This window comes from Azospirillum sp. 11R-A, assembly GCF_049472615.1.
GTDB lineage: Bacteria > Pseudomonadota > Alphaproteobacteria > Azospirillales > Azospirillaceae > Azospirillum > Azospirillum palustre.
On sequence record NZ_JBCEBL010000056.1, the window covers coordinates 1 to 12,988 of the forward strand.

Consider the following 12,988-nt stretch of genomic DNA (forward strand, 5'->3'; position numbering starts at 1 on the left):
TGGCGACGACGAGGCGGCCGTGCTCGATGCTGGCCGCGTCCTGCTGGCCGGGTTGATCGCCGACGACGACTGGCTGCCCGACGCCTATGCCCAGCCCGACCCGGTGCATTACCGCCAGTATCTGCTGCATTGCGACCCGTACGAGCGATTCTCCGTCGTCAGCTTCGTCTGGGGCCCGGGGCAGCGCACGCCGATCCACGACCACACGGTCTGGGGCCTGGTCGGCATCCTGCGCGGGGCGGAGCGGTCGCAACGTTACGACCTCCAGCCCCAGGGCGGTCCGCCCGTGGCCCATCCGCCCGAAATCCTGAAGGCCGGGTCGGTGGAGGCGGTGTCGCCCCGCATCGGCGATGTCCATGCGATCTCCAACGCCCTGCCCGACCGGCCGTCCATCAGCATCCATGTCTATGGCGGTAACATCGGCGCCGTCCGGCGGTCGGTGTTCGACCCGCTGACCGGCCAGCGCAAGCCCTTCATCTCCGGCTACGCCAATAGCGCCCTACCCAACCTGTGGGACCGCTCGCAGTCCGTCCCCCACGCCGCCTGAGGATCCGTTACCGCCATGACCGCAGCCGTCACCGCAACCGCCCCGCTCGCCACCCGCCGCCCTGCCGACATCCGCCGCGCCTGGATCGAGCGCGACGAGATCGCCCTGTTCGACGCACGGGAGGAAGGCCCCTATTCGCTGGCCCATCCGCTGTTCGCCGTCTCCGTCCCGCTGAGCCGCGTGGAGTTGCTGGCCTACGATCTGCTGCCGCGGCGCGACGTGCCGATCACCGTCTATGACGATGGAGAGGGCTATGCCGAGCCGGCGGCCCGACGGCTCCAGGCGCTGGGCTACGGCGACGTGACCCTGCTGGAGGGCGGGCTGGCCGGCTGGATCGCTGCCGGCTTCGAGGTCTACCGGGACGTGAACGTGCCCAGCAAGGCCTTCGGCGAATGGGTGGAGCATCACCGCCACACCCCGTCCCTGTCGGCGGCGGAGGTCAAGGCGCTGATCGACGCCAGGGCCGATCTTGTCATCCTCGACGCCCGCCGTTTCGAGGAGTACCGCACCATGTCGATCCCCGGCGGCATCAGTGTGCCGGGCGCCGAACTGGTCAAGCGCGTCCACGACATCGCTCCCGATCCCAAGACGCTGGTGGTGGTCAACTGCGCCGGCCGCACGCGGTCGATCATCGGCACCCAGTCCCTGGTGAATGCCGGCATCCCCAACCGGGTTGCTGCCCTGCGCAACGGCACCATCGGCTGGACGCTGGCCGGGCTGACGCTGGACAGCGGACGCGAGGGCCGCTTCCCGAATGTCTCGGCAGAGGGCGATGCCACCGGCCGCCGGGCGGCGCGGGCGTTTGCCGACAGAGCCGGCGTTGGCCGGATCGATGCGAAGACGCTCGACCGCTTCCGCGGCGACGAGCGCCGCACGCTCCATCTCTTCGACGTGCGCACGCCGGAGGAGTATGAGGCCGGCCATCTGCCGGGCTTCCGCCATGCCGCCGGCGGCCAGCTGGTCCAGGCGACCGACGAATATGTCGGGGTGCGGGGCGCCCGCATCGTCCTGGCCGACGATCCGGCTGGCGGCGGCGGTCCGCGCGCCGACATGACTGCCTCCTGGCTGTCGCAGCTTGGCTGGGAAGTGCATGTGCTGGAGGGTGACGTCTCCGCCCTGGGCAGCGAGAGCGGCCCCGACCGCCGCCGCCTGCCTCCGGAGCCGGAGGTGGGGGCCGAGACCATCGCCCCGCGCGACCTGCTGGCCCTGCTGGAGAATGGCGAAGCGGCGGTGATCGACATCACCCGCAGCCCGCGCTACCGCGCCGGCCACATTCCGGGGGCGTATTTCTCCACCCGCGCCCGGCTGGCCGGCACCATCGCCCGCCTTCCCAAGGGAGTGCGCCCGGTGCTCACCTGCGGCGACGGCACGCTGACCCGCTACGCCGTTGCCGATTTCCCCGCCGGGTGGCGTCCGCTTCTGCTGGCGGGCGGCACCAAGGGCTGGGTTGCCGCCGGTCTGCCGCTCAGCACGGATCTCGGCCGGTTGGGGGGAGAACCCGACGACGTCTACAAGCGCCCCTACGAGGGCACCGACAACAGCGCCGCCGCCATGCAGGCCTACATCGACTGGGAGCTTGAGCTGGTGGATCAGCTGAAGCGCGACGGCGCCCACAACTTCCACGTCATCTGATGACTTCGGTGAGATCCGCCATGACCGCGCCCTCTCCCATCCCGCGCCGAACCCTTCTGGGGGCGGCACTGCTGCTCGCTGCCGGGCTCCCTTGCCTGATGCCAACCCCGGCGCGGGCAGAGGCGACGGAGGTCCGCTTCGCCCGCAACCTCGGCCTCGGCTACCTGCCGCTCTACGTCATGCAGGACAAGGGACTGGTGGAGAAGCACGCCCGCGCCGCCGGGCTGGGGGAGGTGAAGGCCAGCTACACCCCGCTCGGCAACCCGACGACGATCACCGAAGCGACTCTGTCCGGCAACGCCGATTTCGGCGCGGCCGGTGTGCCGGCCTTCATCATCGCCTGGGACAAGACGAAGGGGAATGCCAACCTGCGCGGGCTGGCGGCGCTGAATGCCCAGCCGGCCTATCTCAACACCAACCGAGCCGAGGTGAAGAGCCTGAAGGGCTTCACCGACAAGGACCGCATCGTCGTGCCGTCGGTCCGCGCCTCTTATCAGGCCATCGTCCTGCAGATCGCGGCGGAGCAGACCTTCGGACCCGGCCAGCATGCGAAGTTGGACGCCCAGACCGTCTCGCTGGCCCACCCCGACGGCACCGCCGCCCTGCTGTCTGGCAAGACCGAGATCACCGCCCATTTCACCAGCCCCCCCTTCCAAGACCAGCAGCTGCGCGATCCGAAGATCCACAAGGTGCTGAGCAGCTACGACGTGCTGGGCGGCCCGGCCTCCTTCAGCGCGCTGTGGACGTCCGCCGCCTTCCACGACGCCAACCCGAAGCTGACCAAGGCGGTGCTGGCGGCGCTGGAGGAGGCCGTGGCGCAGATCAAGGCCGAACCTCAGGAAGCGGCTCGCGCCTACATCCGCATCGAGAACTCCAAGCTGGGCGTGGAAGAGGTGGCGGCGATGATCGCGCATCCGGAGATCTCCTACGACCTCGCCCCGCGCGGCATCGGCACCTTCACCGACTTCATGGCGCGCATCGGCTCCATCCGCAACCGGCCGGCGGATTGGCGCGACCTGTTCTTCGCCGACATCCACGACCGCGCCGGCAGCTGAGGCTCCGCCATGCCCAACACCAATTTCACCATCCATCCGGTCTCGCCCACACTGGGTGCCGAGATCCGCGGCCTCGACCTGTCCCGGCCGCTCGGCCCCCTCACGGCGTCGGCCCTGGTCGAAGCGCTCGACCACCATCTGGTGCTGGTTTTCCGCGAACAGACTCTTTCGGACGCCGACCTCGTCCGCGTTTCGGGCCAGTTCGGCCCGCTCGACAAGGCGCCGATCACCGAGAACGGCCGGCTGCACGCGCCGGGCTACGAGGAGGTCTACGTCATCTCCAACATCACGGAGAATGGCCGGCCCATCGGTGCGCTGGGGGCGGGAGAGTCGGTGTGGCACGCCGACATGACCTATCTGGAGACGCCGCCCTACGCCAGCAGCCTCTATGCGCTGGAGGTGCCGGCGGAGGGCGGCGACACCGGCTTCCTCAGCATGTTCGCCGCCTATGACGCCCTGCCCGAACCGCTGAAGCGGCGGGTGGAGGGGCTTTCGATCAAGCATGACAGCACCACCAACAGCGGCGGCTATCTGCGTCAGGGTTTCTCCCCGCCCGCCGATGTCGCCACCTCGCCCGGCACGGTGCATCCGCTGGTCATCGCCCACCCGGTGACGGGCGCCAAGGCATTGCTGCTGGGCCGCCGTCCCCATGCCCACATCCCCGGTCTGTCGGTGGCGGCGAGCGAGGCGCTGCTGGATAAAATCTGGGCGACGGCGGTGCGCCCGGAGCTTGCGTGGCACCACCGCTGGCGGGTCGGCGATCTGGTGATGTGGGACAACCGCTGGACCATGCATCGCCGCGACCCCTTCCCCGCCGATCAGCGCCGCCGCATGCACCGCACCCAGATCGCCGTGCCCGCGGACCGTCGGCAGGACCCGCGGCGGACGGTGGCCGCATGACCATCATCGCCGCCCTGCGTCCGCTGGCGAAGGCACCGGCGGAGGCCCTGGCCCGCGTGCGTTTCGTCCTGACCGACATGGACGACACCCTCACCCACCGCGGCCGCCTGTCCGCCCGAACCTACGATGCCATCGAACGGCTGCGCGATGCCGGACTCCCGGTGCTGCCGGTCACCGCCGCTCCGGCGGGCTGGGCCGACCAGATGGCACGGATGTGGCCGGTAGACGGGGTGATCGCCGAGAATGGCGGCCTGTTCCTGCGCCGTACCGCCGATGGCGATGTCGAGTGCCGCTATTGGCACGGGGAGGAGGAGCGGACGCTGGCCGCAAGGCGGCTGGAGCAGTTGCGGCAGGCCATCCACGCCGTTTTGCCCGAGGTGAAATTGGTGAGCGACCAGCCCTTTCGCCTGTGCAGCCTCGCCTTCCGCGCGCCCTCCGATCCCGCCTTGCGGACGGCGCTGGTCCGTCACTTCCGCAACGCCGGAGCGGAGGTGACGGTCAATTCACTGTGGGTGCTCGGCTGGTTCGGCGGCTACGACAAGCTCGGCATGGCGCGCCGGGTGATGCGCGAGGTTCACGGCCTCGACATCGACGCCGTACCGGAGGCCGTCGCCTATGCAGGCGATTCGGTCAACGACGCGCCGATGTTCGCCCATTTCCCGACCTCCGTCGGCGTCAGCACGGTCATCGACTTCCTGTCCGACATCCCCCGCCCGCCGGCCTGGATCACGCGTGGCCCCGGCGGCGACGGCTTCGTCGAACTGGCTGACGCGCTGCTGGCCGCACGGACCCCGTCCCCCTTTTTCCCGGAGCCCCGCTCCGCAGGAGACCATCATGAGCCTTGATCGACCCTTTTTCCTGTCGCGCCGCCATGCTCTCGGCATCGGTGTCGCCGCGCTCGCCGCCGGGCTCGCGCCCCTGCGGCCGGCCCGGGCGGCCATTCCCGCAGGCACCGTGCTGAAGGTCGGCGACCAGAAGGGCGGCGTACAATCGGTGATCGAGGCCGCGGGGCTTCTGGCCGACTTGCCATACCGCATCGAATGGAGCCAGTTCCCGGCCGCCGCCCCCCTGCTGGAGGCGCTGAACGCCGGGGCCATCGAGGTCGGCTATGCCGGCGACGCGCCGACCACCTTCGCTCTGGCGGCCGGCACCTCAGCCAAGATCATCGGCGCCGTCCGTTCCAACCCGCAGAGCACCACCATCCTGGTGCCGGGCGCCTCGCCCATCCGCAACGTCGCCGAGCTAAAGGGCAAGACCATCGGCACCGGGCGCGGCTCCATCGGCCATTACCTCGTGCTGGCGGCGCTGAAGGCGAATGGGTTGAAACCGGACGACGTGAAGATCGCCTTCCTGCTGCCGTCCGACGCCAAATCGGCGCTGGCCGCCGGCTCCATCGACGCTTGGTCAACTTGGGGCATCTATGTGTCGCAGGCACTGATGGTGGACGGCGCCCGCGCGGTCGTCACCGGAACCGGCCTGATGAGCGGCCTCTCCTATCAGTCCGCCACGCTGGAGGCGATATCCACCAAGCGCGAGGCGCTGACCGACCTGATCCGCCGCTTCGCCGCCGCCCGGCTGTGGGCGCTGGAGAACAGCGACGCCTATGCCGGCATCTGGGCCAGGACGGTCGGCGTCGATCCCGCCATCGCCCGTCACACCTTCGGTGTCGAGCGGGCGCGGCCGGTCGCCATCGACGCCTCGGTCATCGCCGACCAGCAGGCGACATCAGATGTCTGGCGCGAGTTCGGCATCATTCCCAAGCGGCTGGACGCGGCGGCGATCTTCGATCCCGGTTTCAACAGCGCGCTGCCGGCCTGACGGCGGCGAACCGCAGGAAGGCGATACGGAATGGCGATGCTTCCAACCAACCTCGACATGGATGTGCTGCGGGCGCTGGTGATCGCCATGGAGCATGGCGGCTTCGCCCGCGCCGCCGAACGGCTGGGGCGGACCCAATCGGCGATCAGCCTGCAAATGAAAAAGCTGGAGGAGCAGGTCGGCCAGCCGCTGTTCCGCAAGGCCGGGCGCACGGTGACGCCGACCGATGCCGGCGACCTGCTGCTGGGCTATGCCCGACGCATCGTCGCCCTGAACGACGAGGCCCTGTCGGCCGCCCGCGGCCGGGCGATGGACGGCACCGTGCGGGTCGGCTTTCCCCAGGATCTGGCGGAACGCTGGCTTCCCGCCGTGCTCGGCTCCTTCCACCGTGCGCATCCCCGGATCCATGTCGAGGCCCAGGTCGGCCGCGGGCGAGAACTGCGCGAACGGGTGGCGCAGGGTGCGCTTGATCTCGCCCTGGCCTTCGGCGAGATCGGCGGCGAGCCCGCAAAGACGACGGCCGGTGCGGCCACTCTGGCCCATCTACCGGTGGCCTGGGTCGCGCCGGACGGCTTCCGCGCCGACCCGGAGAGTCCCCTGCCGCTGGCTTTGCTCGATGCGCCCTGCATGTTCCGCCAGCACGGCATCGAGCGGCTGGATGGCGGTGGGCGCCCTTGGCGCATCACCTTCACCAGCCCCAGCCTGTCCGGCCTGTGGGCGGCGGTGGAGGCAGGGCTGGGCGTCACGATCCGCACCCCCCTCGGCCTGCCCGACACGCTGGCGCCTCTTGAGCCGCATCATGACCTACCGGAACTGGGCTCGGTCCCGCTCGAACTGCACCGCGCCCCCTCCGCCGCCAACCCAGCGGTCGAGCGCCTGCATGGGATCCTGGCAGACTCGCTGACCACGGTTCTGCGTGGCGCGGGCGCAGGCGCGGGCGCCCAATAATCACACAACAAATACGTTACTTAAATTTTTCTCAACAGTGCAGTTTGTGTTTTTTGTTTTTCCTATTCACGCAATAGGAATAGGCTTTCTCCCGTAGCCAACGCAATCGACTGGCATCGGGAGGAACCATGACGGTAGCCACCGCGACCCAACGGACGGGGAACCGATCCCGGATATGGCCATTTCCGGCAGGGACGCTTCCGGCAGGCCTGCGCCGCTGTACGGTGCCGCTGGCGCTGCTGGTCCTTTGGCAGGCCAGCGTTGGGCTGGGCTGGATTTCCACCCGCTCCATTCCCTCGCCAAGCCAGATCCTGACCGCCTTCTGGGACCTGACCGTCAGCGGCGAACTGGCGGTGCATCTGCTGGTCTCGCTCGGCCGGGTCAGCGCCGGGGTTGCCATCGGCGTGTCGGCCGGCACAGTCTGCGCCCTGATCGCCGGCCTGTCGCGCCGGGGGGAGGATGCGTTGGACGCCCTGCTGCAGATGCTGCGCACCCTGCCCCATCTGGCGCTGGTGCCGCTGTTCATCCTGTGGTTCGGCATCGGCGAAACGCCGAAGATCGCTCTAGTGGCGCTCGGCACCGCCTTTCCGATCTACCTGAACCTGTTCGCCGGCATCCGCACAGTCGACGCCAAGGTTGTGGAGGCGGTCTCCACCCTCGGCTTGACCCGGCGCGAGCTGATCGCCCAGGTCATCCTGCCGGGCGCCCTGCCCGCCTTCCTGACCGGGCTGCGCTATGCGCTCGGCGTGGCGTGGCTCAGCCTGGTGGTGGGCGAACAGATCAACGCTTCCAGCGGCATCGGTTATCTGGCGATGACGGCGCGGGAGTTCCTGCGCACCGACGTGATCATCGTCGCCCTGATCGTCTACGCCATCCTTGGCCTGCTCGCCGACCTGATCGTCCGCGTCATCGAACGCAGGGCCCTGGTCTGGCGCCCGGCCTTCATCAAGGAGTGACCCTCCATGAGCCACGCCCTTTCCCGGATTTCCACTCCGTCCATGCCGGTCGTCAGCGTCCGCGGCCTCGTCCGCAATTTCGGCAACGGCAATGTGCTGGACGGTCTGTCGCTCGACCTCCAGCCGGGCTCCTTCACCGCCCTTCTCGGCCGCTCCGGCTGCGGCAAGTCCACGCTGCTGCGCACCCTGGCCAAACTGGACCCGGCRCCGGMMGGMASSGTSSARCTGCCSGAGGAGCGCGCCGTGGTGTTCCAGGAGCCGCGGCTGGTACCCTGGATGCGSGTSCTGCGCAACGTCACGYTGGGSCTGCGCCRTCCSGATGCCGAAGCCCGCGGCYTSGCGGCMCTGGCGGAGGTCGGGCTGTCCCACCGTGCCGGCGCCTGGCCGCTGACCCTGTCGGGCGGCGAGGCGCAGCGGGCGGCGYTGGCCCGCGCCCTGGTCCGCGAACCGCGCCTGCTKCTGCTCGACGARCCCTTCGCGGCGCTGGACGCCCTGACCCGGATGCGCATGCAGGGTCTGGTGGAGACGCTGTGGCGCGCCCATGCCCCCGCCGTCCTGCTGGTGACCCATGACGTGGACGAGGCGCTGCTGCTGGCCGACCGCGCCGTGGTGATGGCGGACGGCAAGATCGCCGCCGACATCCCGATCCCCCTCGCCCGCCCGCGCCGCCAYGGCGAYCCCGGCTTCATCGCGYTGCGCTCCCGYCTGCTGGCCGARCTYGGCGTCGACGAGGAGCATCTGGCCGCACGRGAACCGCWGCGCACCGAYRCCAGGGAAWCCGAMGCCAAGGGARCCGACRCSARGGCWGCCGKCSYGAAGCCCGGCGGCTACGGCCTGCCCGCCGGYGCCGCCGCAGCGCCCAGCCTYTGACCCTCGACGCCGACGGACCCRCCGCCATGACGACCGATATTGTCCGCCTCCCCTCCACMCCGYTCGGCCGCCGCAACCTGTTGCGCGGAGCCTGCGGCGCCCTGGCRCTGGGCACCCTGCCCGGCCTTGCGCAGGCCGCCTCAGGCCCGGCCTCCGAAACCGTCCTGCGCATCGCCGACTACAAGGCGCTGGACGGGCTGGCACTGGACGCGTCCGGCAACGCCGGGTCCAGCTTCCGGTCGCAGTTCGCCGAGTTCGCGTCGGGCAACCTGATCGTCGAGGCGATCAATGCCGGCTCCATCGATGTCGGCTCCAGCAGCGAGATCCCGCCCGCCTTCGGCATCGCCGCTGGTGCCCGCCTGTCCATCGTCGCCGTGGTCAAGGACGACGTGAACTGGCAGGTGGTGCTGGTGCCGCCCGGCAGCCCGATCCGGTCGGTCGCCGATCTGAAGGGCAAGCGCGTCGGCTATGTCCGCGCCACCACCACGCAGTACTATCTCGCCAAGATGCTGGGCGAGGCCGGGCTGCGCTTCACCGACATCCAGGCGATCAGCCTGACCCCGTCGGAAGGACAGGCCGCCTTCGAGCAGGGCGCGCTCGATGCCTGGGCGATCTACGGCTATTCGGTGCCTTTCGCCATCAAGAAGGGCGCGCGGGTCCTCGTCACCTCCAACGGCTACCTGTCGGGCAACTACCTGTATCTCGCCTCGCCCGACGCGCTGGCCGATCCGGGCAAGTCCGCCGCCATCGGCGATTATTTCCTGCGGCTGCGCCGCGCCTTCGCCTGGCGCGCCGCCAATCTGGAGCGCTGGGCCCAGGTCCATTCCGCCGCCATCGGCGTGCCGGTCGAAACCGACCTGGAAATCCTGCGCAAGAATTCCCGCCAGCGCGATCTGGCGCCGATCGCCGATGCCGACATCGCATCCGCCCAGAACGTCGCCGACACCTTCCACCAGCTTGGCGTCCTGCCGAAGCGCATCGACATCGCTCCGGCCTTCGACCGCCGCTTCACCGACATCCTGTCGCGTCCGCTCAGCTAGCCGACGCCACCCTGAACCCTCGCCAGCCACAAAAAGGGGACCACCGCCATGACCGCCTCCCACAGCGCTTCCGCCCATCCGCTCCGCTTCGTCGGCTTCGTCGGCAACCACAATGCGTCGGAGATCATCCCGCGCCAGGGTCCGGTGGTGGACCGCGACTATATCGAGACGGTCGCCAAGGCGCATGAGCTGGGCGGCTTCGATTCGGTGCTCCAGGCCTTCCATGCCGATGCGCCGGACAGCCTTCAGGTCAGCCAGCACATCACCAGCGTCACCGACCGGCTGGGCGTGCTGATCGCCCACCGCCCCGGCTTTCAGGCGCCGACCATCCTCGCCCGCCAGCTCGCCACGCTCGACCAGCTGAGCCGCGGCCGGGTCGCCATCAACGTCATCACGGGCGCCGAGCGCAGCGAGCTTGCCCGCGACGGCAACAYSGTGGACGACAAGGACGACCGCTATGCCCGCACSTCGGAATTCCTCGACATCGTCCGCGCCGAATGGACCAGCGACAAGCCCTTCGAYTATCAGGGCCGCTTCTATCAGGTCGAGAAGGCCTTCTCGCAGGTGAAGCCCTACAACSCGTCGGGCATYCCGGTGTGGATCGCCGGCGCSTCSGCAGCGGCCGTCGAGGTGGCMGGRCGCCATGCCGACACCTATGCGGTGTGGGGSGARACCCACGATCAGGTGCGCGARCTGCTGGCCCGCGTSCGYGCCGCCGTCGCCAAGGYGGGCCGKCCGCAGCCGGCCTTCAGCCTGTCRCTRCGCCCGATCCTGGCSGAGACCGAGGACGCCGCCTGGGCCAAGGCCGAKRCRATCTAYGARAAGGCCAAGGCGYTGCTGGAGAAGACCGGCTTCACCCGCGGCGAYCTGCCGAACAACGAGGGCGCCCGCCGCCTGCTCGCCATCGCCGAYAAGGGMCAYCGCCACGACAAGCGYCTGTGGACCGCCATCGCCGCCCTGACCGGGGCGAAGGGCAACTCCACCTCGCTGGTCGGCACSCCGGATCAGGTCGCCGACGCCCTGCTCGACTATTACGACCTCGGCGTCACCACCTTCCTGATCCGCGGCTTCGACCCGYTGCCCGAYGCCATCGCCTATGGCCGYGACCTGCTGCCGCGCGTCCGCCAGYTGGTSGCCGARCGCCAGCGYGCCCAGGCMGTCGCGGCGGAGTRAMSGCAWSGTGACGGKCCGCTCYCCGRTCATCCTCAACCAGCTSGGYCCCGCGGTRGGGGAGCGSATCGCCGCCCACCCCTCGCGCCCCACGCTGCTGGACCATCGGGCCGGCCATGCCCCCTGGGATCTGCCGGACGGCGTCGAGGTCCTGCTGACCCGCCCGCTGATCGGMTGGGAGGCGGCCCCCGCCGCCCCTCCCYCCGGYTGGGGYAAKRGCTTGCRCTGGATCCAGTCGGCCTCYACGGGSATGGACTTCTACCCGCCCTGGCTGCTCGACGGCGCCCCGGTCGTCACCTGCGCCCGCGGCGTRTCGGCGGTYGCCATCGCCGAYTACGTGATGACSGCGATCCTGASCGTCGAGAAGCRGTGGGACGCCATCCGYCTCASCGGACCGGAGGAYTGGCGGCGCGAGACGCTSGGCAGCCTGTCCGGCAAACRGCTGGGGCTGGCCGGMTTCGGCGCCATCGGYMGGGCGGTCACCGAGCGRGCGCTCGCTTTTGGGATGACCGTCRGGGCGGTGCGCCGCTCCGGCTGGGCCGAACCGGAACCGGGCGTCGAACCGTTCGACCGGCTGGAGGAKCTGGCGGCGGTCAGCGACCATCTGGTGCTSGCCCTGCCGCTGACYGCCKCCACCCGCGGGCTGGTRRGCGCMGRCCTGCTGACGCAGGCCAAACCGGGGCTGCATTTGGTCAATGTCGCGCGCGGCGCGTTGGTCGATCAGCAGGCGCTGCTCGCCGCCATTGACGGCGGTCGGATCGCCGGTGCCACGCTCGACGTCACCGACCCAGAACCGCTGGCCGCCGGCCATCCCTTCTACCACCATCCGGCATCCGGCTGACGCCGCATGTCTCTTGGTCCGCCCCGGATTTCGAGCGGCGGCTGGCCGACCGCATCCTCGCCAACCTCGACGCCTATGCGCGCGGCGAACCGCTGCGCGACGTGGTGGATGCAAGCACCGGCTACTGCCCCCTTTCCCGACGGAGCCCCCGCCCGATGACCCACATCCAGCCCCGCCCGCGCAAATTCTGGCCGCCGGTCGATCCGGTCAGCCACACCAGCGTCGAGGAGGAGCGGCAGCACCGCAAGCAGCGCCTCGCCGCCACCTTCCGCCTGTTCGGCCGCTACGGCTTTGACCAGGGGCTGGCCGGCCACGTCACCGCCCGTGACCCGGAACATCCCGACCGCTTCTGGATCAACCCGCTGGGCCAGCATTTCCGCACCATCCGAGTCTCGGACCTGCATCTGGTCGACGGCGACGGCACCATCCTGCAAGGCGACCGCGCCATCAATCAAGCTGGCTTCACCATCCATTCCGCCATCCACCGGGCGCTTCCCGAGGTGGTGGCCGCGGCCCACACCCATTCGACCTACGGCAAGGCATGGTCGGCGCTGGGCCAGCCGCTCGCCCCGCTGAGCCAGGATTCGGCCGCCTTCTACGAGGATCAGGTGATCTTCGACCCCTATTCAGGCGTCGTCCTGACCGAGGGCGAGGGCAAGCGGCTTGTGGAGGCGCTGGGCGACCGGAAGCTGGCGATCCTGAAGAACCATGGCCTGCTGACCGTCGGCCCGACGGTGGAGGCGGCGGCGTGGTGGTTCATCAGTGCCGACAACGCCGCCCACACCCAGCTGCTGGCCGAGGCCGCCGGCCGGCCCCAGCCCATCGACCATGAGACCGCACTGCTGACCCGCTCCCAGGTCGGCACCCACCAGGGCGGCACCTACAACTTCCACCCGCTGTGGGAATGGATCGTCACGGCCGAACCCGACCTGCTCGACTGACCCTGTCCCTTCCCATCCTTCGCGAAGGCAAAAAACGATGACCGCGAAACCGGCCCTTTCCCACTCCCTTTCCCGTCGCGGCCTGATCGCCGCGAGCGCCGTCGCCCTCGCCGCCCCCTTCGTCCTGCGCCGACGGGCTGTGGCGGCGGAGCCGCTGCGCCTGTCCTGGAATGCCGGCGCTGTCTGCTTCTCCGCCGTGCCGCTGGCCTTCCAGCTCGACCTGTTCAAGAAGNCGCCGGCGTCGGCATGGCGCTGCGCTGGCTGAAACCG

The 12,988-nt window shown here is 69.9% G+C and carries 13 protein-coding genes; all 13 read left to right on the forward strand.

The features are described 5' to 3' along the window. Window positions 1-547: cysteine dioxygenase (locus VH569_RS34640; RefSeq protein WP_423321745.1), on the forward strand; the 547-nt coding region annotated here is incomplete at its 5' end. Window positions 548-562: 15 nt separating this feature from the next. Further along, entirely contained in the window at window positions 563-2,179 is a 1,617-nt protein-coding gene (locus tag VH569_RS34645; RefSeq protein WP_423321747.1) for a rhodanese-like domain-containing protein, read from the forward strand. Window positions 2,180-2,199: 20 nt separating this feature from the next. Next, window positions 2,200-3,234: an ABC transporter substrate-binding protein gene (locus VH569_RS34650; protein ID WP_423321749.1), complete on the forward strand. Its 1,035-nt coding sequence runs from the start codon at window positions 2,200-2,202 to the stop codon at window positions 3,232-3,234. Between the two features lie 9 nt (window positions 3,235-3,243). Beyond that, window positions 3,244-4,134, forward strand: a complete 891-nt coding sequence (locus VH569_RS34655; protein ID WP_423321751.1) for a TauD/TfdA dioxygenase family protein — start codon at window positions 3,244-3,246, stop codon at window positions 4,132-4,134. Beyond that, window positions 4,131-4,979, forward strand: coding sequence for an HAD family hydrolase (locus VH569_RS34660; RefSeq protein WP_423321753.1), 849 nt, complete (start codon window positions 4,131-4,133; stop codon window positions 4,977-4,979). The genes VH569_RS34655 and VH569_RS34660 overlap by 4 nt, the downstream gene beginning before the upstream one ends. Continuing rightward, window positions 4,969-5,952, forward strand: a complete 984-nt coding sequence (locus VH569_RS34665) for an ABC transporter substrate-binding protein (protein WP_423321754.1) — start codon at window positions 4,969-4,971, stop codon at window positions 5,950-5,952. The genes VH569_RS34660 and VH569_RS34665 overlap by 11 nt, the downstream gene beginning before the upstream one ends. 30 nt (window positions 5,953-5,982) lie before the next feature. Continuing rightward, a complete protein-coding gene (locus VH569_RS34670; RefSeq protein WP_423321756.1) occupies window positions 5,983-6,900 on the forward strand; it encodes a LysR substrate-binding domain-containing protein in 918 nt (305 codons plus the stop codon). Between the two features lie 128 nt (window positions 6,901-7,028). Beyond that, window positions 7,029-7,856 (forward strand): ABC transporter permease subunit, encoded by an 828-nt coding sequence (locus VH569_RS34675; RefSeq protein WP_423321757.1) that lies wholly within the window; start codon window positions 7,029-7,031, stop codon window positions 7,854-7,856. Window positions 7,857-7,862: 6 nt separating this feature from the next. After that, window positions 7,863-8,726 (forward strand): ABC transporter ATP-binding protein, encoded by an 864-nt coding sequence (locus tag VH569_RS34680; protein ID WP_423321758.1) that lies wholly within the window; start codon window positions 7,863-7,865, stop codon window positions 8,724-8,726. 26 nt (window positions 8,727-8,752) lie between these two features. Then, the gene (locus tag VH569_RS34685; protein ID WP_423321759.1) at window positions 8,753-9,766 is read left to right on the forward strand and encodes an ABC transporter substrate-binding protein; all 1,014 of its coding nucleotides are present in this window, start codon (window positions 8,753-8,755) and stop codon (window positions 9,764-9,766) included. 48 nt (window positions 9,767-9,814) lie between these two features. Then, window positions 9,815-10,939 carry an LLM class flavin-dependent oxidoreductase gene (locus VH569_RS34690; protein WP_423321764.1) on the forward strand — a complete coding sequence of 375 codons (1,125 nt, stop codon included), beginning with the start codon at window positions 9,815-9,817 and terminating at the stop codon, window positions 10,937-10,939. A gap of 247 nt (window positions 10,940-11,186) precedes the next feature. Next, window positions 11,187-11,777 (forward strand): NAD(P)-dependent oxidoreductase, encoded by a 591-nt coding sequence (locus VH569_RS34695; protein WP_423321761.1) that lies wholly within the window; start codon window positions 11,187-11,189, stop codon window positions 11,775-11,777. Window positions 11,778-11,932: 155 nt separating this feature from the next. Beyond that, the gene (locus VH569_RS34700) at window positions 11,933-12,718 is read left to right on the forward strand and encodes a class II aldolase/adducin family protein (protein ID WP_423321762.1); all 786 of its coding nucleotides are present in this window, start codon (window positions 11,933-11,935) and stop codon (window positions 12,716-12,718) included. Window positions 12,719-12,988 lie beyond the last annotated feature (270 nt).

Excerpts from the sequence above, each read along its gene's own strand:
- VH569_RS34645 (WP_423321747.1), top strand. The coding sequence starts at position 563 with ATGACCGCAGCCGTCACCGCAACCGCCCCGCTCGCCACCCGCCGCCCT.
- VH569_RS34650 (WP_423321749.1), top strand. The coding sequence starts at position 2,200 with ATGACCGCGCCCTCTCCCATCCCGCGCCGAACCCTTCTGGGGGCGGCA.
- VH569_RS34655 (WP_423321751.1), top strand. The coding sequence starts at position 3,244 with ATGCCCAACACCAATTTCACCATCCATCCGGTCTCGCCCACACTGGGT.
- VH569_RS34660 (WP_423321753.1), top strand. The coding sequence starts at position 4,131 with ATGACCATCATCGCCGCCCTGCGTCCGCTGGCGAAGGCACCGGCGGAG.
- VH569_RS34665 (WP_423321754.1), top strand. The coding sequence starts at position 4,969 with ATGAGCCTTGATCGACCCTTTTTCCTGTCGCGCCGCCATGCTCTCGGC.
- VH569_RS34670 (WP_423321756.1), top strand. The coding sequence starts at position 5,983 with ATGGCGATGCTTCCAACCAACCTCGACATGGATGTGCTGCGGGCGCTG.
- VH569_RS34675 (WP_423321757.1), top strand. The coding sequence starts at position 7,029 with ATGACGGTAGCCACCGCGACCCAACGGACGGGGAACCGATCCCGGATA.
- VH569_RS34700 (WP_423321762.1), top strand. The coding sequence starts at position 11,933 with ATGACCCACATCCAGCCCCGCCCGCGCAAATTCTGGCCGCCGGTCGAT.